The organism is Actinoplanes sp. HUAS TT8 (assembly GCF_051380535.1).
Taxonomy (GTDB): domain Bacteria; phylum Actinomycetota; class Actinomycetes; order Mycobacteriales; family Micromonosporaceae; genus Actinoplanes.
In genome coordinates, this window is the sequence record NZ_CP195646.1 from 9,698,614 (window position 1) to 9,721,877 (window position 23,264).

Here is a 23,264-nt window from a genome sequence, read left to right on the forward strand (position 1 = left end):
CGGCTAACGTCGACCTCGGCCGCAAGGAAAGACCTGGCCGGCCCGCGGCGGATTCGCGGACCGGCCAGGTTTTGCATTACAGCGCGGCCTCGGCGGCGGCCAGGAAGGCGTCGTTCTCCTCCGGGGTGCCGATGGTGACGCGGACGCCGTCCGGCTGGAACGGGCGGACGATGACGCCGCGGCTCTCGCAGGCCGTGCCGAACGCCGCCGACCGGTCGCCCAGCGGCAGCCACACGAAGTTGGCCTGGCTGTCCGGCACGTCGACCGAGAGCTTGCGCAGGGCCTCGGTGACCCGCTCGCGCTCGGCCGTGACCAGGGCGCAGCGCCGCACGACCTCCTCCTCCTGGGCCAGGGCGGCCAGCGCCGCGGCCTGCGCGACCAGGCTGGTGGAGAACGGGGTGAGCACCTTGCGCAGGGCGGCGGCGACCTCGGGCTGGGCGACCAGGTAGCCCATCCGCATGCCGGCCAGGCCCCAGGCCTTGCTCATGGTGCGCAGGACGACGATGTTGGGGCGGTCGCCGTAGGTCTCCAGGCCGTCCGGCACCGTGGGATCGGTGACCAGCTCCCGGTACGCCTCGTCGAGCACCACCAGCACGTCCGACGGCACCGAGGCGAGGAACCGGTCGAGTTCCGGCTTGCGCAGCGCGGTGCCGGTCGGGTTGTTCGGGTTGCACACGAAGATCAGGCGGGTCCGGTCGGTGATCGCCGCGGCCATCGCCGTGAGGTCGTGGCCGTGGTCGCCGGTGTTCGGCACCCGGACGCTCGTGGCGCCGGCGCCGGCCGCGATGATCGGGTACGCCTCGAAGGAGCGCCAGGCGTAGAGCACCTCGTCGCCCGGCATGCAGGTGGCCTTGACCAGGATCTCGGCCAGCGCGACGGAGCCGCAGCCGGTGACCACCCGGTCGGCGGCCACGCCGAAACGCTCGGCCAGCGCGTCCCGCAGCTTGAGCACGCCCATGTCCGGGTAGCGGTGCATCTCCCGGGCGGCCTCGGTGACCGCCTCGACCACGCCGGGCAGCGGCCCGTACGGCACCTCGTTGCTGGCCAGCTTGATCGCCTCGGCGATGCCGAGCTCGCGGGCCAGGTCGGCGACGTTGCGCCCGGGCACGTACGCGGGCAGCGCGTCCAGGTCGGCACGGGTGAGCCGGGTCATTCGGGTCCTCCTGGGTTCTCGCCGCGCGGCGCGGCCTCGACTGTCGGTTGGGTCGCGCCGGGCGGGACCGCGACGACGACGGTGGCCGCCGACTTGTCGTGCCAGGCCTGCCGCAGGCGCGAGTCGAACGTGGGGGAGAGCGCGTCCAGGAGCTGGATCACGAACCCGATCAGGCACCACCACAACAGTGTCCACACGCCGAGCTGGGCCCAGCGGCCGAACGCGCGCCGGAACCCGATCGGGGCGGTGCTGTCCAGCCCCACCACCTTGATCCCGACGACCATCTTGCCCAGGGTCTGCCCGCGGCCGGCGATGGCCGGCGCCTCGTAGACCAGCCAGAGCAGGGTGGCGATCAGGAAGATCGCCATCTCGAGCACTTCCATCCGGGCGGTGGGCTGGAACATGTCCGGCTGGGTGCCGGCCCGCACCTGGTCCAGGTAGTGCGTCAGCATCGGGTGGAAGTCCTGCCACCACTGGTAGGCGAACCAGCCGTTGACCACGACGTTGAGCACCAGGACGACGGCGATGTCGATCAGCCGGGCGAGCAGGCGCTGACCCAGGCCGGCCAGGGGCAGGCCGTGCGGGCGGGCCTGGGGCATCGGATAGAGGTACGCATGCGGGGGCTGGGCGCCGGGCGGCGGCTGCCAGCCGGGCGGGGGCTGGTGCCAGGCCTGCGGCTGCGGCGGCTGCTGCCAGCCCGGGTGGGGCGGCGGAAAACCGGCCGGCGGGGGTTGGAACCCGGCCGGCGGGGGCTGGATCCCGGCCGGCGGGGGCTGGATCCCGGCCGGAGGCTGCTGCCAGCCGGCCGGTGGCTGCTGCGGGTAGCCGGGCGGGGGCTGCTGCCAGCCGGGCGGCTGGTGCCAGCCCGCCGGCGGCTGGACCGGCGGCGGGCCCCAGCCCGGCGGCGGACCCGGAACGGACTCGGGCGCCGTCACCGGCGGCGCGGCCGGGGGCTCCGCCTCCATCAACGGCCCGTCCGGCGGGACCGCGTCAGCCGGGATGGCTTTGCCCAGCCAGCCCTCACCGTCCCAGTAGCGCTGGGTGCTGGTGTCGGCCGGGTCGTTGTACCAACCCGCGGGAAGGGAACTCATGCGCAAACCTTTACCACGAGTGTCTGACGGTTCCCTGCGCGCAGGTCATCGCGTCACAGGTTGCCGCGCCGCTCCTGCTCCCGCTCGATGGCTTCGAAGAGCGCCTTGAAGTTGCCCTTGCCGAAACCGAGGGAGCCGTGCCGCTCGATCAGCTCGAAGAATACGGTGGGCCGGTCCTGCACGGGGGCCGTGAAGATCTGCAGCAGGTATCCGTCCTCGTCCCGGTCGACCAGGATCCGGCGCTTCTTGAGCTCCTCGATCGGCACCCGCACCTGCCCGATCCGGGATCGCAGCTCCGGGTCGTCGTAGTACGAGTCCGGCGTGTTGAGGAACTCCACGCCCGCCCCGCGCATCGCGTCGACCGTGGTCAGGATGTCGTTGGTGGCCAGCGCGACGTGCTGGGCGCCGGGGCCGCCGTAGAAGTCCAGGTACTCGTCGATCTGCGACTTGCGCTGCGAGATGGCCGGCTCGTTGAGCGGGAACTTGACCTTGCGGGTGCCGTCGGCGACGACCTTGGACATCAGCGCCGAGTAGTCGGTGGCGATGTCGTCACCGATGAACTCGGCCATGTTGGTGAAGCCCATGACCCGCCGGTAGAACTCGACCCACTCGTCCATCTTCCCGAGCTCGACGTTGCCGACGACATGGTCGACGGCTTGGAAGAACCGCTTCGGACGTACGGCCACGATCGGCTCCCGCGCCACGAATCCGGGCAGGAACGGGCCGTCGTACCCGGAGCGGTCGATCAGGGAGTGGACGGTGTCGCCGTAGGTGGCGATCGACGCCATCCGGACCGTGCCGTTCTCGTCCTTGAGGTCGTGGGGCTCGGTCACGCCCCGGGCGCCGGTCGAGGTCGCGTGGCGGTAGGCGGCGTCGACGTCCGGGACCTCGATGGCGATGTCCGAGATGCCGTCGCCGTGCCTGGTCACGTGCTCGGCGCCGGGGGCGCCGGCGTGGACCATGCCGGTCAGCACGAACTTGGCGCCGCCGCTGACCATCACGTACTCGGCGTGGTCGCGGAAGCCCTGCTCGGGGCCGCGGTAGGCGACGCATCGCATGCCGAAAGCGGTGGAGTAGAAGTGGGCGGCCTGCCGGGCGTTGCCGACCAGGAAGCGGAGGTGGTCGACGCCCTTCACGGGGAAGACGTCGTTGTTTTCCGAGTTTGGCGAGGTCATGAGGCGAGGATTGACCCAGGTCACACCGGTGGGCAATAGTTCGAGTTTCAGCTGGTCAATGTGTGCAATCGGTAGAGGAGTCGCCCGGGATGACCGAGCAGAGTGTCCAGCTCGACGAGCTCGACGCCCGCATGATCGAAATGCTCGCGGCCGAGCCGCGCATCGGTGTGCTGGAGCTCTCCCGCCGGCTCGCGGTGGCCCGGGGGACGGTCCAGGCGCGGCTCGACAAGCTGATCGCCCGCGGCGCGATCAAGGGCTTCGGGCCGGAGGTCGCGCCGTCGGCGATCGGCTTCGGGGTGATGAGCTTCGTGACCCTGGAGATCAGCCAGCGGTACGGGCATGACGCCGTGGCCGGGCACCTGGCCGAGATTCCCGAGGTCCTCGAAGCGCACACGATCACCGGCGGCGGGGACATCCTGTGCCGGATCGTGGCCCGCTCGAACGCCGACCTGCAGCGCGTGATCGACAAGATCGTCGGCTACGAGGGCATCCGGCGGGCGCACACGATCATCGCGCTGGCCGAGCTGATTCCGTACCGGACCGTGCCGCTGGCCAAGGCGGCAACTCGGATATAAGCCATCGACACGGACTTTTTACGCTGACCGGGCTTGTGGATCGAGGTCATTAGTGTGCCCGCATGGCCTCGGGCACGTGGAAGGGCGTCACCCTGGTCGCTGCCGTCACGGTCACCGTGCTGGCCTCGACCGGGGTGTGGAACCCGTTCCCGCAGCTGTGGGAGTGGGTGAACACGAGCGGGCCGGTCGCGCCCGGCACCCGCTGGCAGCAGCGGCTCACCGGCACGCCGCAGAGCGTCTCGGTGGTCGGCGAGTCGGTGGTCGTCGAGTACCGGACGTCCGTCGAGGCCTACAACCTGAGCACGGCCGTCAAGACGTGGCGCTCGGACGCGGACTGGGCCCGGATCGCCGGGTCGGGCAGCGACGCCGTGGTGGTCACCGGACGGCTGCTCACCAAGGGCTACCAGGTGCTGGACGCGCGGACCGGGACCGTGAAGCGGGCCGACACCGAGGCCAGTGCGGTCTGGACGTACCAGAACGGGATCATCGACCTGCACTGCGCGAGCAGCTCCGACTGCCGGCTCACGGCCTGGGATCCGCGGGCCGGCTCGCAGCTCTGGTCGGTCGCCACCGGCGGCATCGGTTTCGTGCTGCACGCGGCCAACCCGGACCTGCCCGACTCCCGCCGGCTCGGCAGCGGCGACGTGGACGACGACGCGGCCGGCCCGGCCATGATGCCCGGCCTGTTCGGGCTGCCCGACAACGGCAAGGTCCGGGTGATCGACACCGCCAACGGCCACCTGGTCCAGACCGTCGAGAGCGGCGCCGACCAGCGGATCGCGGTGGTCGGCGGCCGGGTCCTCACCGTCACCGGCACGGCCAAGGACGGGACCTGCTACTACGGTGTGGTGGCGACCAGCCCGCCGAACAACCGGACGGTGTGGAAGCGGGACGGGCTCAACCTGCGGACCGCGGAGAGCGACTGCAAGCAGGACCGGGACCCGGCCGGTGGGTACGACGTGGTGCTCGGCGTGGATCCGTACGGGCGGCAGGAGCTGATCAACGCGGCGGACGGGCGCATCCTCTGGTACGGCGACAAGACCGCCGAGGTGCTGGCCGTCGACGACCGGTACGCGGTGATCCGCACCGGCGACACGTTGCGCGGGTGGTCGTTCAGCCGCGGCAAGGCGGTGTGGGGGCAGGCGCGGGCCAAGGCGGGCGCGGCGATCACGCCGTACGCGGTGATCGTCGTCTCGTCCGGACGGGTGACGGCACTGAATCCGACGAATGGGGCGGTACGTGCCGATGTGCGCACTGATGCGAAGGTCTTCACCGCCGCTCCCGGTGGTTTGATCTTGGTTTCCGGGCGCGACATGGCCTATTTGCCCTACAGCTGACACGCCGACAGGCGCGTATGCCGGGTGCGGGTTCGCATACCCCGCCCCCGCTGGCCTAGGCTTGCCGCTCATGAGCAGAGGCGCCGCTTTCACCTACTCGCCGCTCTTGCCGACCGGCGATGATTCGACCGAGTATCGCCTGGTCACGGACGAGGGCGTGGACGTCGTGGAGGGGCCGGGCGGCCGCCGATTCCTGACCGTCGAGCCGTCCGCGCTGACTCAGCTCACCGCCGAGGCGATGCACGACATCGCTCACTACCTGCGGCCGGCCCACCTGACGCAGCTGCGCGCGATCATCGATGACCCCAAGGCGTCGCCGAATGACCGGTTCGTCGCCCTGGACCTGCTGCGTAACGCGAACATCGCGGCCGGCGGGGTGCTCCCGATGTGTCAGGACACCGGCACGGCGATCGTGATGGGCAAGCGTGGGCGGCACGTGCTCACCGACGGCGCCGACGAGGCGGCCATCGCGCTCGGCGTCTACCAGGCCTACACCCGGCTCAACCTGCGGTATTCGCAGCTCGCGCCGCTCACCATGTGGGACGAGAAGAACACCGGGACGAACCTGCCGGCCCAGATCGAGCTCTACGCCGAGGACCCGAACGGGCACCCGGACGCGTACAAGTTCCTGTTCATGGCCAAGGGTGGCGGTTCGGCCAACAAGTCGTTCCTCTACCAGGAGACGAAAGCGCTGCTCAACCCTAAGCGGATGATGCAGTTCCTGGACGAGAAGCTGCGGCTGATCGGCACGTCGGCCTGCCCGCCCTACCATCTGGCGATCGTCATCGGCGGCACCAGCGCCGAGCACGCGCTGAAGACGGCCAAGCTGGCCAGTGCGAAGTACCTCGACAATCTGCCCACCGGCGGCTCGATGCTGGCCCACGGCTTCCGCGATCTCGAACTTGAGGCGGCGGTGCTGGAACTGACCCGGGACTTCGGGATCGGTGCGCAGTTCGGCGGTCGGTACTTCTGCCATGACGTCCGGGTCGTCCGGCTGCCCCGGCACGGCGCGTCCTGCCCGGTCGCGATCGCGGTGTCCTGCTCGGCCGACCGGCAGGCGGTCGCCAAGATCACGCCGTCCGGTGTGTGGCTGGAGCGGCTGGAGACCGACCCGGCGCGCTTCCTGCCCGACGTCGAGCTCAACGAGGAACCGGTCGTCCAGATCGACCTCAACCGGCCGATGGCCGAGATCCGGGCCGAGCTCAGCAAGTACCCGGTGAAGACCCGGCTGTCGCTCACCGGCTCGCTCGTCGTCGCCCGGGACATCGCGCACGCCAAGATCGCCGAGCGTCTCGACGCCGGTGAGCCGATGCCGGACTACCTGCGCGATCACGCCGTCTACTACGCCGGGCCGGCCAAGACGCCCGAGGGCTACGCGTCCGGCTCGTTCGGGCCGACCACGGCCGGGCGGATGGACTCCTACGTGGAGAAGTTCCAGGCCGCCGGCGGCTCGATGGTCATGCTGGCCAAGGGCAACCGGTCGCAGCAGGTCACCAACGCCTGCAAGGCCTACGGCGGCTTCTACCTCGGCTCGATCGGCGGCCCCGCGGCCCGCCTCGCGCAGGACTGCATCCGCCACGTCGAGGTGCTCGAGTTCCCCGAGCTCGGCATGGAGGCGGTCTGGAAGATCGAGGTCGAGGACTTCCCTGCGTTCATCGTCGTCGACGACAAGGGCAACGACTTCTTCGAAGCGGTCACCAAACCGGTCCTGACCATCGGCACACGTTAAAACCAACCCCCCGATTTGGTACGGCCATGAGCGGTCCCGCCGTCACGGCGGGCACCGCTCGCACCCGTCCGTGCTCTCCGGGGTGTTTCGAGGGGTGTGAGGGGCTCGTGAGAGCCGCCAGAACCTGTTGACGGGGTTTTGTGGTTTGACCGCGACCAACCGACCACGTCGCCCTTGCGGGCCTCGCGTTCTGGGCGCGCCAGCGCCCTGCGAGGACCGGAAGGGTCCCCGCGGGAGCGACGATCTGGACCACGGCGGACCGAGGCAATGAAGAATGTGATCTTCGGGGTGAAGCGGGACCGCTCAGCCGCAGTAGCCCGCGACCGGGCTCAGCCACTCGGCCAGCTGGGGCTTGAGGTTCTTGTCCAGGTCAGCGGTGGTCTTGATCTTCTTGATGAACTTGCGGTCCTTGGCGCTCGTCTCGAACTTGACCGCTGACGTCTCGCCGGCCTGCTGCAGCTCCGGGTTCTGCGCGGCGCTGGTCTCCTTGCGGATCTGCGCGCCGGCCGACTGGAGCTCGGCCGCGGCCGACTTCTCGGCCTTGTCAGCGTTCTCGGCCTGCTTCGCCTCCTTGTAGGCGATCATCTTGCCGATCGCGGCGCCGAAGTCGTTCAGCTCGCCGGTGAACACCTTGTCCAGCTTGCCGCAGACCAGGGCGGTGTCGGCGGTGTAGTCGGTCGGCGTGGCCGAGGGCGTGACGGACGGCGCCGGGGCCGCTCCGGCGTTGTAGACCTGAGCGTCGCTCTCGCAGGCGGCGCCGGTCAGCAGAATGCCGCCGGCAAGCACGGCCAGGATGGCGGGTCGCATTCGTCGATCCTCTTCGTCGGGGGCAGAAGCGGTGGGGGTGAAGCCCCGCCCGACGGTACGTTCCGTTTCGGCTCGCGTCCAACCGAGAGTGATCGGCAAGATACGAACAGCCCGCCCACGGTAACCGTGGACGGGCTGAACGCCCCCGTGATCGAAAGATCAGGCCGTCCCACCGCGTTCTGGGGGCGATGTGGAAGCATCGGCGGTGGAACGGCGCAGACATGACTCTGGATCATCGCGCTCTCGTTCCGCTGTCGTTCCGCTCTCGGGTGTCGGCTAATCTCGATGCCCGGCACGGGGAACGGGGTGACTACTGTGCGCTACCGCATTCTGGGGCCACTGTCTGTCACCGTGGCCGGACAGCCTGTGGCCGTGACGGCCGGTCGTGACCGGACCGTGCTCGCGATGCTGCTCGTCAATCCGAATCGGATCATCGGTGCGGGCGAACTGATCGACGCGCTGTGGGGCAGTGCCCCGCCGGTGACCGCACGCGGGCAATTGCAGTCATGTATATCGCGTTTGCGGCGAATGCTACCACCCGGGGTGATACTCACCGATCGGGCAGGCTATGGCATCCGGGTCGGACCGGACGATCTGGACGCGGAGATTTTCGCCCGTTCGGTGGAGCGGGCGCGAACCTCCGGGGATCGGGCCGGGCTGCGCGCGGCGCTGGATCTGTGGCGGGGCCCGGCCTGCGCCGAGCTGGACGCCCCGGCGATCCGGCAGGCGGCGGCGGTCCTCGACGAGCGTTACGCGCTGGCCGTGGAGGACTGGGCCGATCTGGAACTGGCGGCCGGGAACGAGCGGGAGCTGACCGGGGAGCTGGGCGGGTTCGTCGAGCGGTTCCCGCTGCGCGAACGCATGCGCGGGCAGCTGATGCTGGCGCTGGCCCGGTCCGGGCGGCAGGCCGACGCGCTGGCCGAGTTCCGCCGGGCGCGGGAACTGCTGGCCGACGAGCTGGGCATCGAACCCGGCGAGGAGCTGCAGAAACGGCACCGTGAAGTGCTCGGCGGCGAGGTTCGCGTCAGCGATCAGGTGCGGTGCCTCCCGCGTACGGTGGGCGACTTCGTCGGTCGGGGCGAGCAGATCGACCGGCTGCTGTCCGGGCCGGCCGTCGCGGTGATCGACGGGATGGCCGGCAGCGGCAAGACCACCCTCGCGCTGCACGTGGCCGGTCTGATCGGCGACCGCTACCCGGACGCGCACCTCTACGTCGACCTGCACGGGCACAGCGAGCGGGACCCGGTCGAGCCGGGCGCCGCGCTCCTGGCCCTGCTGCGACAGCTGGGCCTGTCCGCGGCCGAGATCCCGCTGGAGCCGGGGCAGCGGGTCGCCCTGTGGCGCACCGAGGCGGCCCGCCGCCGCCTGCTGGTCGTGCTCGACAACGCCGCGTCCAGCGCGCAGATCGCCGACCTGCTGCCGGCCGCGCCCGGCAGCCTCGCGCTGGTGACCAGCCGGCGGCGGTTGTCCGGTCTGGACGGCGTCCGGGTCGAATCGTTGTCCGTGCTCTCCCCGGACGAGGCGGTGGCGCTGCTGGAGCGGATCGCCGGGGATCGCGTCCGGGCCGAGCCGGAGGCCGCCGCCGAGGTGGTGCGGCGCTGCGGCCTGCTGCCGCTGGCGATCCGGCTGGCCGGCTCCCGGCTGGCCCACCGGCCGGGCTGGCGGGTCTCCGACCTGCTGCGGCGGCTCGGCGAGGCGGCGCTGCCCGAGCTCGCGGCCGAGGACCGGACCGTGGCCGGGGCGTTCACGCTCACCTACAACCAGCTGCCCGCCCTCAACCAGCGGGTCTTCCGGCTGCTCGGGGTCAACCCGGGACGTGACTTCGACGCGCTCGCCGTGGCCGCCCTGACCGACCTGGCCCGGGACTCGGCCGAGGACGTCCTCGAAGACCTGGTCGACGTGAACCTGGTCGACGAGCCGGCGCCCGGGGTGTACCGGATGCACGACCTGGTCCGGGAGTACGCCGGGATGCTCGCGGCCGAACTGCCCGAGGGGGATCGCGCGGCGGCGCTCACCGCGGTCCTCGACTTCCAGCTGTCCGCCGTCGTGGCCTCCAACAGTCCCCGCTACCGAATGATCCTGACGCGGGACCTCGGCGACCTGACGCCGTCCCGTCCCGACCTGATGGTCCCCGACCCGGTGGCCCGCCTGGAACGGGAACGCCCACAGCTGATCGCCTACGTGACCGCGGCCGGTCGCAGCCCGTACGCCTGGAAGATCCCCCGCGCCGGCTGGGCCCATCTGTTCCGGGCGGGCTACATGGACGACGTCCGTGAGCTGAACACGCTGGCCCTGGCCGCGGCCGAGGCGGTCGGTGACCGGTCGGCGATCGCCACCGCCGCCAACTACCTGGCCGCGGCGTACGCCCGGGCCGGCCGGATGGAGAAGGCCGAGGATTACCTGCGCCTCTCGCTCCGGTTGCGCACCGAGCTCGGCGAGCTGGGCGCGGTCAGCAGCGGACTGGTCAACCTGGCCAACATCCACGTCGCCCAGGGCCGGCTGACCGAGGCGGTGGATTCGGTGCGGCAGTCCCGCCGGGCGCTGGTCCGGCTCCGGCACCGGCCGGCCGCGGGCATGGAGTTGGGCATGTTCGCCGACACCCTCGAACTGCTCGGACGGTACGACGAGGTCGTGTACTACAGCCGTCTGCGGATGTTCATCGCGATCGAGGACCGGGACGACTCGGCGCTGGCCGCGGCGCTGGTGAGCCTGCAGCGGGCCCGGTACCGCGGCGGCACGCTGCCCGTCGGGGCCGCCCATCGGTATCTGGACGTGGCGCTGCGGCTGGCCGAACGGGACGGCTACCGGTCGATCGTGGCCGACATCCACAACGACCGGGCCCGGCTGCTGCGGGACGAGGGCCGGTACGCCGAGGCGATCGTCGAGCACCGGCTGGCGGTGGAGATGGTCGCGCGGATGAGCGACGTGCGGTTCGAGACCGGGTTCCGGAACGACTGGGCCACCACGCTGCTCCGGATGGGCGACCCGGCCGGGGCCCGGGAGATGTACGGGCAATCCCTGCGGATGGCCCAGGCCGCCCGGCTCGTCCACCCGATCGCCCGCGCGCAGGCCGGCCTGGCCGCCTGCCTGGATCCGGACGATCCCGAGGCCCAGCGGCTGCGAGCGCAGGCGCACGAGCTGTTCGAGCGGATGGGCGTGGCGCCGGATGCCCGTTGAGTACCGCATTCTCGGCCCGCTGGCGGTCGCCGTCGACGGGCGCCCGGTCGCGGTGACCGCCGGGCGTGACCGGGTCGTGCTGGCCATGCTGCTGCTCTACCCGAACCGGGTCCTCGGCGCCGGTGAACTGGTCGAGGCCGTGTGGGGCACCGATCCGCCGGTCACCGCCCGCGGCCAGCTGCAGAGCTGTGTCTCCCGGCTGCGGCGGCTGCTGCCGGACGGGGTGATCGGCACCGACCCGGCCGGCTACCGGATCAACGTCGCGCCCGGCGAACTCGACGCCGAGGTCTTCACCCGGGCGTCCGGCGACCGGGACGCGCGTCGCGCCGCCCTGGACCTGTGGCGGGGCCCGGCCTGCGCCGAGCTGGACGCCCCGGCGATCCGGCAGGCCGCGGCGGTCCTCGACGAGCGCTACGCGCTGGCCGTCGAGGACTGGGCCGATCTGGAACTGGCGGCCGGGAACGAGCGGGAACTCACCGGGGAGCTGGGCGGGTTCGTCGAGCGGTTCCCGCTGCGGGAGCGGCTGCGCGGGCAGCTCATGGTCGCGCTGGCCCGGTCCGGGCGGCAGGCCGACGCGCTGGCCGAGTTCCGCCGGGCCCGGGAGCTGCTGGCCGACGAGCTGGGCATCGAACCCGGCGAGGAACTGCAGAAACGGCACCGCGAGGTGCTCAACGGCGAGGTTCGCGCCAGCGATCAGGTGCGCTGCCTTCCCCGTACGGTGGGTGACTTCATCGGCCGGCGTGAACAGATCGACCGGCTGCTCGCCGGACCGGCCGTCGCGGTGATCGACGGCATGGCCGGCAGCGGTAAGACGACCCTCGCGCTGCACGTGGCGGCCCGGCTCGGCGATCACTACCCGGACGCACACCTCTACGTCGACCTGCAGGGACACAGCGAGGGCGACCCGGTCGAGCCGGCCGCCGCGCTGCTGGCCCTGCTGCGGCAACTGGGCCTGGCGGCCGGGGAGATCCCGCTGCCGCGCAGCGAACGGGTCGCGCTCTGGCGCACCGAGGCGGCCCGGCGGCGGCTGCTCGTCGTGCTGGACAACGCCGCGTCCAGCGCGCAGATCGCCGACCTGCTGCCGGCCGCGCCCGGCAGCTTCGCCCTGGTGACCAGCCGGCGGCGGTTGTCCGGTCTGGACGGCGTCCGGGTCGAGTCGCTGCCCGTGCTGGCCCCGGACGAGGCGGTCGCCCTGCTGGAGCGGATTGCCGGGGATCGCGTCCGGGCCGAGCCGGAGGCCGCCGCCGAGGTGGCCCGGCGCTGCGGGTTCCTGCCCCTGGCGGTCCGGCTGGCCGGGGCCCGGCTCGCCCACCGGCCGCGCTGGCGGGTCTCCGACCTGCTGCGCCGGCTCGGCGAGGCGGCGCTGCCCGAACTGGCGGCCGAGGACCGGACCGTGGCCGGGGCGTTCATCCTGACCTACCGCCAGCTGCCGCCGCTCACCCAGCGGGTGTTCCGGCTGCTCGGGGTGTATCCCGGGGCCGAGTTCGACGCGTACGCGGTGGCCGCCCTGACCGCCCTGGCCCACGACGACGCCGAGAACCAGCTCGACGATCTGCTCGACGTGAACCTGGTCGAGGAGACCGCCCCCGACGTGTTCCGGATGCACGACCTGGTCCGGGAGTACGCGCGGACGCTCGCCGCCGAACTGCCCGGGAACGATCGGGCGGCGGCGCTCACCGGGGTCCTCGACTTCCAGCTGCACGCCACCGCGGCGGCCACCATCTCCACGCTGAGCGAGAGCATGTGGCGCGACCTGGAGGCGCCGGTGCCGGCCCGCCCCGATCTGGTCGTGCCCGACCCGATCGCCCGGCTCGAACGGGAACGCCGGCAGCTGGCGGGGTTCGTGGCGGCGGCCGGGCGGACCGCGTACGCCTGGAAGATCCCCCGCGCGGCCTGGCAGTTCCTGTACTTCCGGGGCTACATGGACGACGTCTACGAGCTGCAGACGCTGGCGCTGGCCGCGGCCGAGGCGATCGGCGATCGGTCGGCCATCGCCACCGTCGCCAACTACCTGGCCTCGTCCTACGCCCGGGCCGGGCGGATGGAGAAGGCCGAGGAGTACCTGCGCCTCTCGATCCGGTTGCGCACCGAGCTGGGCGAGCTCGGCGCGGTCGGGTCCGGGCTGATGAACCTGGTGAACATCCACGTCGCCCAGGGGCGATTCGGCGAGGCGGCCGAGACGCTGCGGGAGGTGAACCGGTCCCAGATGCGGGTGCGCCTGCGCGACCGGACCGCCGCGAGTCTTCAGCTGGCCATGTCGGTCGACGTCCTCTCGCTCCTCGGCCGGCACGCCGAGGCGGCCTACTACAGCCGCCGGCGGCTGTTCGTCGGCATCGAGCACCGGGAGGAGACCGAGCTCGCCGCCTCGCTGACATCCCTGCAACGGGCCCGCTACCTGAGTGGTTCGCTCCCGGCGGCGGCCGCGCACCGGTATCTCGACGTCGTCCTGCGGCTGGCCGAACGCACCGGATTCCGCTCGATCCAGGCCGACGCGCACAACGATCGCGCCCGGCTGCTGCGGGACGCCGGCCGCCACTCCGAGGCGCTGGCCGAGCATCGCCAGGCCACCGAGATCGCGACCCGGCTGAACGACGTGCGGCACGAGGCCGAGTTCCGCCACGCCTGGGCCATCACGCTGCGCCTCCTCGGCGACCGGGACGCGGCCCGCGCGATGTTCGAGCGCTCGCTCGGTGCGGCCCGGACCGCCCGGTTCGCCTACTCGATCGCCCGCGCCCAGGCCGGCCTGGCCACCTGCCTGGACGCCGGCGACCCGGAGGCCGAGCGGCTGCGGCGGCAGGCGGCCGAGCTCTTCGATCGGATGGGGATCACATACGACGAGCGTTGATCGGAGGGAGGATGGTCCGGTGACGAACGATGTGAGTGGTTACCGGATCGAACGCGACACGATGGGCGAGGTGCGTGTCCCCGCCGACGCCCTGTGGCGGGCGCAGACCCAGCGCGCGGTGGAGAACTTCCCGATCTCCGGGCGCGGCCTGGAGCCGTCCCACATCCACGCCCTGGCCCGGATCAAGGGTGCCGCGGCGCAGGTCAACGCCGAGCTCGGGGTCCTCGAGAAGGATCTGGCCGACGCGATCGTGACCGCGGCCGCGCAGGTCGCCGACGGCGGCTACGACGACCAGTTCCCGATCGACGTGTTCCAGACCGGCTCGGGCACGTCGTCCAACATGAACGCCAACGAGGTGATCGCCACCCTGGCGTCGCGCGCGCTGGACCGGGCCGTGCACCCGAACGACCACGTCAACGCGTCCCAGTCCAGCAACGACGTGTTCCCGTCGTCGATCCACCTGGCCGCCACCGAAGCGGTCCGGGCCGACCTGATCCCGGCCCTGGAGCACCTGGCCGGCGCCCTGCGGGCCAAGGCCGAGGGCTGGTCCGGTGTGGTCAAGAGCGGCCGCACCCACCTGATGGACGCCACCCCGGTCACCCTCGGGCAGGAGTTCTCGGGTTATGCGCGTCAGGTCGCCAACGGCGTCGAGCGGCTGACCGCGACCCTGCCCCGGCTCGGCGAGCTGCCGCTGGGCGGCACCGCGGTCGGCACCGGGGTGAACACCCCGCCCGGCTTCGCGCCGAAGGTGATCGCGCTGCTCAAGGAGCAGACCGGCCTGCCACTGAGCGAGGCCCGCGACCACTTCGAGGCCCAGGGCGCGCGGGACGCGCTGGTCGAGGCGTCCGGCCAGCTCCGGGTCGTGGCCGTCGGCCTCTACAAGATCGCCAACGACATCCGCTGGATGGGCTCGGGCCCGCGCGCCGGGCTGCGCGAGCTGCGCCTGCCCGACCTGCAGCCGGGCTCGTCGATCATGCCGGGCAAGGTGAACCCGGTGGTGCCCGAGGCCGTCCGGCAGGTCGCCGCCCAGGTGATCGGCAACGACGCCACGGTCGCCTTCGCCGGCTCCCAGGGCGACTTCGAGTTGAACGTGATGCTCCCGGTGATGGCCCGCAACCTGCTGGAGTCGATCCGTCTGCTCGCCGCCGCCGCCCGCCTGCTGGCCGACCGCTGCGTGGCCGGGCTGGAGGCGAACGAGGAGATCGCCCGGGGTTACGCCGAGGGCTCGCCGTCGATCGTCACACCCCTCAACCGCGTTCTCGGGTACGACGAGGCGGCCGCGATCGCCAAGCAGGCACTTGCCACGAACCGGACGATTCGCGAGGTCGTGATCGAACGCGGCCACGTCAGCGCGGGCACCCTAACCGAAGAGCAGCTGGACACGGCGCTCGATGTTCTGAAGATGACACGCCCGTAAAATAGGCAGCCCTCGACCTTGTGCCGAGCGACCTTTCTCGATGGGATGCGGAGATCTGATCCAGTAGGAGGAGCGCATTCCATGAGAAGACGCCTCACCGTCGGAGCCGTCGTCACCGTGACGGGTCTGGCGTTCCTTACCACGGTCCCAGGCTCCGCCCAGGCGGAGCCGACGGCCGTGACCGATTACACGGTCGTCGCCGCCGACGGAGTCTCCGCCGCGGACGCCACCGCGGCGATCAAGGCCGCCGGCGGCTCGATCGTCAGCGCCAACGATGCCGTCGGGGTGTACCGGGTCACCTCGACCGACGCCACGTTCGAGACCAAGGCGATCGCCTCGCCCGAACTGATCGGCGCGAGCGAGCGCAAAGCCATCGGATACGCGCCGAACGGCGTGGAGAAGGTCGAAGCGGGCCTGACCGGCAAGGGCGGGAAGGGCCACGGCCCGGCCAAGGCCGACCCGCTGGACGACAAGCTCTGGGGCCTGGCCATGGTCAAGGCCGACAAGGCTCGCAAGATCGAGAAGGGCGACAAGGGCGTCACGGTCGGCGTGCTCGACACCGGCCTCGACTCGTCGAACCCCGACCTGGCGGCCAACTACAACAGCAAGCTGTCCAAGAACTTCGCCCCGGACCTGGTCGACATCGACGGCCCGTGCGAGGTGGCGAGCTGCCTCGACCCGGCCGGCACCGACGACGGGGGCCACGGCACGCACGTGGCCGGCACGATCGGCGCCGCGCTCAACGGCTCCGGCGTCTCCGGCGTCGCGCCCGGCGTCAGCCTGGTCGAGCTCAAGGGCGGCCAGGACTCCGGCTACTTCTTCCTCGACCCGGTGGTCAACGCCCTGACCTACGCCGGCGACAAGGGCATCGACGTGGTCAACATGTCGTTCTACGTCGACCCGTGGCTCTACAACTGCACGGCCAACGCCGCCGACAGCCCGGCCCAGCAGGCCGAGCAGCAGGCGATCATCACCGGTATGAAGCGGGCGCTCAACTACGCGCACGCGCGGGGCGTCACGCTGTTCGGCGCGCTCGGCAACAACCACGAGGACCTGGGCAAGCCGCGCACCGACATCTCCAGCCCGGACTACGGCGGAACGCCGTACGCCCGGCCGATCGACAACTCGACCTGCCTTGACCTGCCGGTCGAGGGCCCGCACGTGATCGGCGTGTCCTCGCTCGGCCCGTCCGGCAAGAAGTCGGACTTCTCCAACTACGGCGTGGAGCAGATCTCGGTCGCGGCGCCGGGCGGCTGGTACCGCGACGGGTTCGGGACCGACACGTTCCAGACCGTCGACAACGAGATCCTGTCCACCTACCCGCTCAAGGTTCTTCAGGAGAAGGGCCTGGTCGACGCGGCCGGGGAGATCACCGCGGCCGGCACCGGCTCGGTCTTCAAGGACTGCACCAAGGCCGGCAAGTGCGGCTACTACACGTACCTGCAGGGCACCTCGATGGCCTCGCCGCACGCGGCCGGGGTCGGCGCCCTGATCGTCAGCCGTTACGGCGTCCCGGACTTCCGCCGGGGCGGCAAGACCCTGCCGCCGGACCTGGTCGAGCAGATTCTCTACCGGACGGCCGACGAGCACGCCTGCCCGACGCCGCGCCTGCAGAGCTATGTGCAGGAGGGCCGGTCCACCGAGTTCGACGCGCTCTGCGAGGGCGGGACGAACTTCAACGGCTTCTACGGGTACGGCATCGTCGACGCGTACGCGGCGGTCGGCGGACGCTGACGGGTGTCGGACGACCGGGGCGGTTAATCCCATCGCCCCGGTCGGTACCCTTGTACGGTGACTCTGCGCTTGTACGACACCGCGACCCGATCGGTCCGGGACTTCGTCCCGATGACGCCCGGTCAGGTGGGGATCTACCTGTGTGGCGTCACCGTGCAGTCCTCCCCACACATCGGCCATCTCCGCTCCGGCATCAACTACGACGTGCTGCGTCGCTGGCTGCTGCACACCGACCACGACGTGACCCTGATCCGCAACGTCACCGACGTGGACGACAAGATCCTGCAGAAGGCCGTCGAGCAGGCCCGGCCGTACTGGGCCATCGCGTATGCGAACCGCCTGCTCCTGGAGCGGGACTACCGCACGCTCAACGTGCTCCCGCCGACCTACGAGCCGCTGGCCACCGGGCACATCATCGAGATGCACGAGCTGATCGCGGCGCTGATCGAGCGCGGTCACGCCTATCCGGCGGCCAACGGTGACGTCTACTTCGACGTGCCGTCCTACGCGGGCTACGGCGCGCTCTCCGGTCAGGACCCGGCCGACATGCGGGTGCCCACCGACGGCGGTGAGCCCGACAAGCACCACTACCAGGACTTCGCGCTCTGGAAGGGTGTCAAGGAGACCGAGCCGAGCGACGCCTACTGGCCCTCGCCCTGGGGCAAGGGCCGTCCCGGCTGGCACATCGAGTGCTCCGCGATGGCCCGTCGCTACCTCGGCGACGAGTTCGACATCCACGGCGGCGGCCTCGACCTGACCTTCCCGCACCACGAGAACGAGCTGGCCCAGTCCAAGGCCGCCGGTCTCGGCTTCGCCCGCTACTGGATGCACAACGCGCTGCTCAACCTGGGTGACTCCAAGATGAGCAAGTCGCTCGGCAACGTCATCGACCTGGACGCGGTGGTCGCCGCCGGGATCCGCCCGGTCGAGCTGCGGTACTACATGGGCAGCGCCCACTACCGGTCCCGCATCGACTACACCGACGAGGCGCTGCACGAGGCCGCGGTGGCGTACAAGCGGATCGAGGGCTTCGTCCAGCGTGCCGCCGAGATCGTCGGGCCGGGCCGGCCCAAGGCGGTGCCGCCGGCGTTCGCCGAGGCGATGAACGACGACCTGAACACCTCGGCCGCGCTCGCGGTCGTGCACGACACGATCCGCGAGGGCAACACCGCCCTGGCCGCCGGCGACGAGCCGGCCATCCGGGGCGCGCTCACCGCGGTCCGGGCCATGCTGGGGGTTCTCGGCCTCGACCCGCTCGACCCCGCGTGGGCCGGCGGCGAGGGCGGCAACGACCTGAAGCCGGTGGTCGACGGTCTCGTCGCGCTGGCTCTGGAACAACGGGCGCAGGCCCGTGCACGGAAGGACTGGGCGGCCGCCGATCAGGTGCGCGACCAGCTCAAGAACGCGGGTATTCAGGTGGAGGACACTCCGGCCGGGCCGCGCTGGACGGTAGGAGAGCAGCACTGATGCCGGGCAATTCACAGAACGCGAGCAAGCGGTCCACCTCCAAGAAGGGCGCCGCGGCCGGGTCGGGCGGCAAGAACCGCTCCGGCCTCAAGGGCCGGGGCAAGACCCTGCCGGCCGACGAGCGGCCGTGGCACAAGGGTTACTCGGGCACCGAGAAGCTGCCCGACAAGACCGCCCGTAAGCAGGACAAGGAGCGTCGGGCGGCCGCCGCCGAGGGCCGTGCGCCCAAGGTCGGCCAGCCCGGCACCAAGGACACCACCTGGGGTCGTGGCGGCGGTCGCGCCCCCGGCATCACCCGCACACAGACCTCCCGCGGCAGCGGCGGCCGGGCCGCCGGACCGCGCGGTCCCCGGGTCGCCCCCGGGCGCCGGTCCAACCCGACCAAGGAAGGGCCCGAGCTGCTGCTCGGGCGCAACCCGGTGGTCGAGGCGCTGCGCGCGCTGGTGCCGGCGACGGCGCTCTACGTGGCGCAGGGCCTCGACATCGACGAGCGGGTGGCCGAGGCGGTCCGGACCTCCGGCGACCGGGGCATCCCGATCCTGGAGATCAGCCGCAACGAGCTGGACCGGATGACCGGTGGCGTGCTGCACCAGGGCATCGGCCTGCAGGTGCCGCCGTTCGCCTACCAGGAGTTCGACGACCTGGTCGCGGCCGCTCTGGAGCAGACCGCGCCGCTGCTCGTCGCGCTGGACGGGATCACCGACCCGCGCAACGTGGGTGCGGTGATCCGGTCGGTGGCCGCGTTCGGCGGGCACGGGGTCTTCATGACCGAGCGGCGGGCCGCCGGCATCACCGCGACCGCGTGGCGCACCAGCGCCGGCGCGGCCGCCCGGGTGCCGGTCTCCCAGGTGGTCAACCTGACCCGGGCGATCAAGTCGGCGCAGAAGCAGGGCTTCACCGCGATCGGCCTGGACGCCGACGGCGAGACCGACCTCTACCAGTTGGAGGCCGCGATCGGCCCGCTGCTGGTGGTCGTCGGCTCCGAGGGCCGCGGTCTCTCCCGCCTGGTCGGGGAGACCTGTGACCTGCGGGTCAGCATCCCGATGGCCTCGGACGTGGAGTCGCTGAACGCCAGCGTCGCGGCCGCGGTCACGCTGGCCGAGGTGTCCCGCCGCCGGGCGCTGGGCTAGTTGTTGCGTCGATCCGGCCGGTGGCTTCCACCGGCCGGATCGTGCGTCATTTCGATGGGCTCAGACCGAAGGTGACCCGGTAGTCGCAGGCGCCCTTGCAGCTCATCGTGGCCGAGTCGTCGAAGGCGTACGAGTAGGCGAACGGCTCCGCCTTCTTGAAGACCTGCGTGTAGTCGACCTTCCACTTGGACGGCACGCATTTCTCCCGCCCGGCCCAGGCGCCCCGGCAGCAGGTCTCGTCGGTGTTGAACGCCGTGCACGGGTTTTTGCAGGCCACGGTCGAACCCTCGGTGGTCACCCGCATCGTCGACGGGCAGTCGACCGGCTTGGTGCAGCCGAACGCCGAGCAGCCCTGCGCGCTCACCGGGTCCTTGGTGACGGTGTGGAAGACATTGATCCACATGGGCAGGTTGGAGCCGTCGACCATGCTCACGTCGTAGAAATCCATGCCACCCCAGGCGTCCAGGGCGAACTCGGCCAGCGTGGTCGGGGCCGGGTCGGGCTGCACGCACTTCTCGCTGTCGGCGCAGTAGCCGGACTGGCACACGTTCCGCCCGCTGCCGTCGGTCTTGCAGCCGGCCCGCGCCCAGATCCGGCCGCCCCACCCCTTGGGCAGCTTCACGCTGGTGCTGGCCCCCGGCGCGAGCGTCCACCGGGTCTTGGCGATCGGGTGTTCCTTCTGCTGGGTGGCGGCCACCCACAGGGTCTGCTGCGTGCTGTTCACGATCGTCACCGTGTGGGCGCCCGAGGCGTGCGCCGGAACGGTGCTCTTGACCGGGGCCTTCGACGTCTTCGACGGCGACGGCTGGGCGCTGCTGGGCGCGACCGCGCTGGGGGACGCCGGGGCCGGTTGATCCGCTGACGGGGTCGGCTCGGCCGTCGCCTCGGCCGTCGCCTCGGCCGTCGGCGCGGCCACCGGCACGGTCGCCCCTTCGCCGCCGGTCGAACATCCGACCAGAGACGCGAGCAGCACCGCCGTCACCAGCGCGGCAACGCTCCGGGGCCACCTGGTCCGGCCTGGTCCTGACTCTCCGCCCACGATCACCCAGCTCCTCTCGACTGCCTGCCTACAGGAGAGCAGCCGGCGACCCACGGAATAACACAAATCCGGGCGGCCTCCCGAATTCGTGCCAGGCCGCTCCGGGAGCCGGGCTGACCGGCGTGAATCTCTTAGGTTTCTCCCCAGTGGAGGGACCTCCACGACACGGGGGATACGGGACATGGAGAGAACCATGAGCACGAAACTTCGCCGGGGTCTGCTGGCCGGTGCGATCGCCATCGGTTTCACGCTGAGCGGCGCCTCGGCCGCGTCGGCCGCCACCACGGCCGCGTCGACCGGCCTGACCGGCACCGCCACCGAGCTCGTCTACGGCCAGCCGGACCTGGACGGCTTCCGGTGGGGGAACAACACCATCACGCTGACCAACCACACGAGCAAGACGATCGAGTTCCCGCAGGTCAGCTTCCCCGGGACCGGGCCCGACCAGCTGATCCACACCATGTTCGACGGCTGCAAGTACATGCAGGGCGGCCTGGAGAGGATCACCTGCATCACCGATCCGCTGGCCGCCGGCGCGAGCCTGACCCTGACGGTTCCGTGGGCCACCCCGCAGAGCGGCCCGGCCCGGACCGTCACGGTGAAGGTGAACCAGGCCGCGAACAGCGACGGCACGCCGATCGCGGGCACCGGCAGCAAGGTGAGCTGGAAGGCGAAGTTCGAGAAGCTGACCGGCACGTTCTCGATCAAGGCGAGCCAGCTGACCTTCGGTGACCGGGACGCGGCCGGGCTCCGGCACGGCTCGACCAAGGTCACCATCAAGAACCTGACCACCGGGACCATCCAGTACCCGGCGCTCACCATCGGCGCCGGCGCTGGTGACGTCAACCTCGCGGACTGGACCGGCTGCCTGTCGGCGACCTACCAGGACTACAAGTACGTGTGCACCGTGGCGCCGCTCGCGGCGGGCGCCAAGAACACCGTCGAGCTCCCGTTCAGCACGCCGCAGGGCGCGCCCTGGGACTACTCGATCGGGGTCCGCGTGGACGCCCTCGACGCCTCCGGCGCGGTCATCGACGGCACCGCCGCGGGCACCCAGTTCGTGGTCAGCTCCCCCGGCGACGCCGAGTGACCTGACCCAAGCAGAAACGGCCGCCCACGGGGACGGCCGTTTCTCCATTTCCACCCCACGCCAGAAGCGAACTCGTCGCCGGCCGTAACGCGGGGGTTCGGGGGGCTCGGCCCCCCGGCTGGCATGTGAAAGGGCCTGGTCCACGCTTTTCGTGGACACAGGCCCCCACCCTTGAGCCCCCACTCGGGCTCGAACCGAGGACCTCCCGTTTACAAGACGGGTGCTCTAGCCAACTGAGCTATGGAGGCGACCGGGTCAGCATAACGTCCGGAAATCGCGTCGCCATCTTGGCAGGACTGTTAAAACGAAATACGGTGGCGGGGCTGTTCCTTCTACTCGGATCGTCCGGCACGTTCCTGCCGGTGGAAAGGAAGTCGTTTCACCATGGCTACCGTCACGTACGAGAAGGCCTCCCGGATCTACCCGGGCTCTGAGCGCCCCGCGGTCAACGAACTGAACCTCGAGATCGGCGACGGCGAGTTCCTCGTCCTGGTCGGCCCCTCCGGTTGTGGTAAGTCCACCAGCCTGCGCATGCTCGCCGGCCTGGAGGATGTCGACCGGGGTCGTATCCTGATCAACGACAAGGACGTCACGCACCTCCCGCCGAAGTCCCGCGACATCGCGATGGTGTTCCAGAACTACGCGCTCTACCCGCACATGACGGTGTACGAGAACATGGCGTTCGCCCTGAAGCTGCGCAAGACCCCGAAGGCGGAGATCGACCGCGCCGTCAAGGAGGCCGCGGGCCTGCTCCAGCTGGAGGAGTACCTCACGCGTAAGCCGAAGGCGCTCTCCGGTGGTCAGCGTCAGCGTGTCGCCATGGGCCGCGCGATCGTCCGTCAGCCGCAGGTCTTCCTCATGGACGAGCCGCTGTCGAACCTCGACGCCAAGCTCCGTGTCCAGACCCGTTCGCAGATCGCCACGCTGCAGGCCAAGCTCGGCGTCACCACCGTCTACGTCACCCACGACCAGGTCGAGGCCATGACCATGGGTCACCGGGTCGCGGTCATGCTGGACGGCGTGCTGCAGCAGGTGGACACCCCGCGGGCGCTCTACGACACCCCCGGCAACGTCTTCGTCGCCGGCTTCATGGGCTCCCCGGCCATGAACATCAAGACGGTCAAGCTGAGCGAGGCCGGTGCGCACTTCGGTGACCTGGCCATCCCGCTGACCCGCGAGCAGGTCGCGGCCGCGCAGGGCGGCGACGGCAAGGTCACCGTCGGCTTCCGCCCGGAGGCGGCCACGGTCGTCACCGAGTCGGCCGGCGCGCTGCCGATCGTCGTGGACCTGGTCGAGGACCTCGGCTCGGACGCGAACGTCTACGGTCACGCCGACATCGAGGGCGCGCAGGAGCGCTTCGTCGTGCGGACCGAGCGTCGCTACATGCCGTCGATGGGTGAGACCGTCTACGTCAAGCCGAACACCGAGGCGATCCACGTGTTCAACGCCGGCACCGGCATCCGCATCTGATCCACTGCTTGAACGAGAAGGCCGCCCG

At 71.0% G+C, this 23,264-nt stretch carries 16 protein-coding genes and 1 tRNA gene; 11 read left to right on the plus strand and 6 right to left on the minus strand.

Annotation, left to right across the window (positions count from 1 at the left end; all coding sequences use genetic code 11):
- Nucleotides 1-76: 76 nt before the first annotated feature.
- The 3 genes from hisC to hppD are packed head-to-tail and all read right to left on the minus strand — an operon-like array spanning nucleotide 77 to nucleotide 3,419.
- Entirely contained in the window at nucleotides 77-1,153 is a 1,077-nt protein-coding gene (gene hisC, locus ACSHV8_RS43180) for a histidinol-phosphate transaminase (protein ID WP_436525792.1), read from the minus strand.
- Nucleotides 1,150-2,244, minus strand: a complete 1,095-nt coding sequence (locus ACSHV8_RS43185; protein ID WP_436525793.1) for an RDD family protein — start codon at nucleotides 2,242-2,244, stop codon at nucleotides 1,150-1,152. Before ACSHV8_RS43185 ends, hisC begins: the two co-directional genes overlap by 4 nt.
- Before the next feature lie 53 nt (nucleotides 2,245-2,297).
- On the minus strand, nucleotides 2,298-3,419 hold the full coding sequence (gene hppD, locus ACSHV8_RS43190; RefSeq protein WP_436525795.1) for a 4-hydroxyphenylpyruvate dioxygenase: 1,122 nt from the start codon (nucleotides 3,417-3,419) through the stop codon (nucleotides 2,298-2,300).
- Nucleotides 3,420-3,508: 89 nt separating this feature from the next.
- On the opposite strand from hppD, the gene ACSHV8_RS43195 reads away from it, so the two are divergent.
- The 3 genes from ACSHV8_RS43195 (at nucleotide 3,509) to ACSHV8_RS43205 (ending at nucleotide 7,060) form a co-directional block, all read left to right on the plus strand.
- A complete protein-coding gene (locus ACSHV8_RS43195) occupies nucleotides 3,509-3,994 on the plus strand; it encodes an Lrp/AsnC family transcriptional regulator (protein ID WP_436525797.1) in 486 nt (161 codons plus the stop codon).
- A 62-nt stretch (nucleotides 3,995-4,056) separates the two neighbouring features.
- On the plus strand, nucleotides 4,057-5,331 hold the full coding sequence (locus ACSHV8_RS43200; RefSeq protein ID WP_436525799.1) for an outer membrane protein assembly factor BamB family protein: 1,275 nt from the start codon (nucleotides 4,057-4,059) through the stop codon (nucleotides 5,329-5,331).
- A gap of 70 nt (nucleotides 5,332-5,401) precedes the next feature.
- Complete coding sequence (locus ACSHV8_RS43205; RefSeq protein WP_436525801.1) at nucleotides 5,402-7,060, plus strand: fumarate hydratase; 1,659 nt, start codon at nucleotides 5,402-5,404, stop codon at nucleotides 7,058-7,060.
- 303 nt (nucleotides 7,061-7,363) lie between these two features.
- Here the strand turns inward: ACSHV8_RS43205 and ACSHV8_RS43210 are convergent, their stop codons facing one another.
- Nucleotides 7,364-7,867, minus strand: coding sequence for a hypothetical protein (locus ACSHV8_RS43210; RefSeq protein ID WP_436525803.1), 504 nt, complete (start codon nucleotides 7,865-7,867; stop codon nucleotides 7,364-7,366).
- Between the two features lie 285 nt (nucleotides 7,868-8,152).
- Between ACSHV8_RS43210 and ACSHV8_RS43215 the strand changes: the two genes are divergently transcribed.
- The 6 genes from ACSHV8_RS43215 to rlmB all read left to right on the plus strand — a co-directional run bounded on the left by ACSHV8_RS43215 (nucleotide 8,153) and on the right by rlmB (nucleotide 19,637).
- On the plus strand, nucleotides 8,153-11,044 hold the full coding sequence (locus ACSHV8_RS43215) for a BTAD domain-containing putative transcriptional regulator (protein WP_436525805.1): 2,892 nt from the start codon (nucleotides 8,153-8,155) through the stop codon (nucleotides 11,042-11,044).
- Entirely contained in the window at nucleotides 11,034-13,889 is a 2,856-nt protein-coding gene (locus ACSHV8_RS43220) for a BTAD domain-containing putative transcriptional regulator (protein WP_436525807.1), read from the plus strand. Before ACSHV8_RS43215 ends, ACSHV8_RS43220 begins: the two co-directional genes overlap by 11 nt.
- A 61-nt stretch (nucleotides 13,890-13,950) precedes the next feature.
- Nucleotides 13,951-15,306 carry a class II fumarate hydratase gene (locus ACSHV8_RS43225; protein WP_436537207.1) on the plus strand — a complete coding sequence of 452 codons (1,356 nt, stop codon included), beginning with the start codon at nucleotides 13,951-13,953 and terminating at the stop codon, nucleotides 15,304-15,306.
- Between the two features lie 81 nt (nucleotides 15,307-15,387).
- The gene (locus tag ACSHV8_RS43230; protein WP_436525809.1) at nucleotides 15,388-17,040 is read left to right on the plus strand and encodes a S8 family serine peptidase; all 1,653 of its coding nucleotides are present in this window, start codon (nucleotides 15,388-15,390) and stop codon (nucleotides 17,038-17,040) included.
- Nucleotides 17,041-17,097: 57 nt separating this feature from the next.
- Nucleotides 17,098-18,507: a cysteine--tRNA ligase gene (gene cysS / locus ACSHV8_RS43235; protein ID WP_436525811.1), complete on the plus strand. Its 1,410-nt coding sequence runs from the start codon at nucleotides 17,098-17,100 to the stop codon at nucleotides 18,505-18,507.
- On the plus strand, nucleotides 18,507-19,637 hold the full coding sequence (rlmB, locus tag ACSHV8_RS43240; RefSeq protein ID WP_436525813.1) for a 23S rRNA (guanosine(2251)-2'-O)-methyltransferase RlmB: 1,131 nt from the start codon (nucleotides 18,507-18,509) through the stop codon (nucleotides 19,635-19,637). The genes cysS and rlmB overlap by 1 nt, the downstream gene beginning before the upstream one ends.
- A 46-nt stretch (nucleotides 19,638-19,683) precedes the next feature.
- Here the strand turns inward: rlmB and ACSHV8_RS43245 are convergent, their stop codons facing one another.
- Nucleotides 19,684-20,610 carry a thaumatin family protein gene (locus tag ACSHV8_RS43245; protein ID WP_436525815.1) on the minus strand — a complete coding sequence of 309 codons (927 nt, stop codon included), beginning with the start codon at nucleotides 20,608-20,610 and terminating at the stop codon, nucleotides 19,684-19,686.
- A gap of 259 nt (nucleotides 20,611-20,869) precedes the next feature.
- On the opposite strand from ACSHV8_RS43245, the gene ACSHV8_RS43250 reads away from it, so the two are divergent.
- Entirely contained in the window at nucleotides 20,870-21,766 is an 897-nt protein-coding gene (locus ACSHV8_RS43250) for a hypothetical protein (RefSeq protein ID WP_436525817.1), read from the plus strand.
- Between the two features lie 174 nt (nucleotides 21,767-21,940).
- Here the strand turns inward: ACSHV8_RS43250 and ACSHV8_RS43255 are convergent.
- Nucleotides 21,941-22,014 (minus strand) — tRNA-Thr (locus ACSHV8_RS43255).
- A gap of 136 nt (nucleotides 22,015-22,150) precedes the next feature.
- Between ACSHV8_RS43255 and ACSHV8_RS43260 the strand changes: the two genes are divergently transcribed.
- Nucleotides 22,151-23,236 (plus strand): ABC transporter ATP-binding protein, encoded by a 1,086-nt coding sequence (locus ACSHV8_RS43260; protein ID WP_436525819.1) that lies wholly within the window; start codon nucleotides 22,151-22,153, stop codon nucleotides 23,234-23,236.
- Nucleotides 23,237-23,264: the final 28 nt, after the last annotated feature.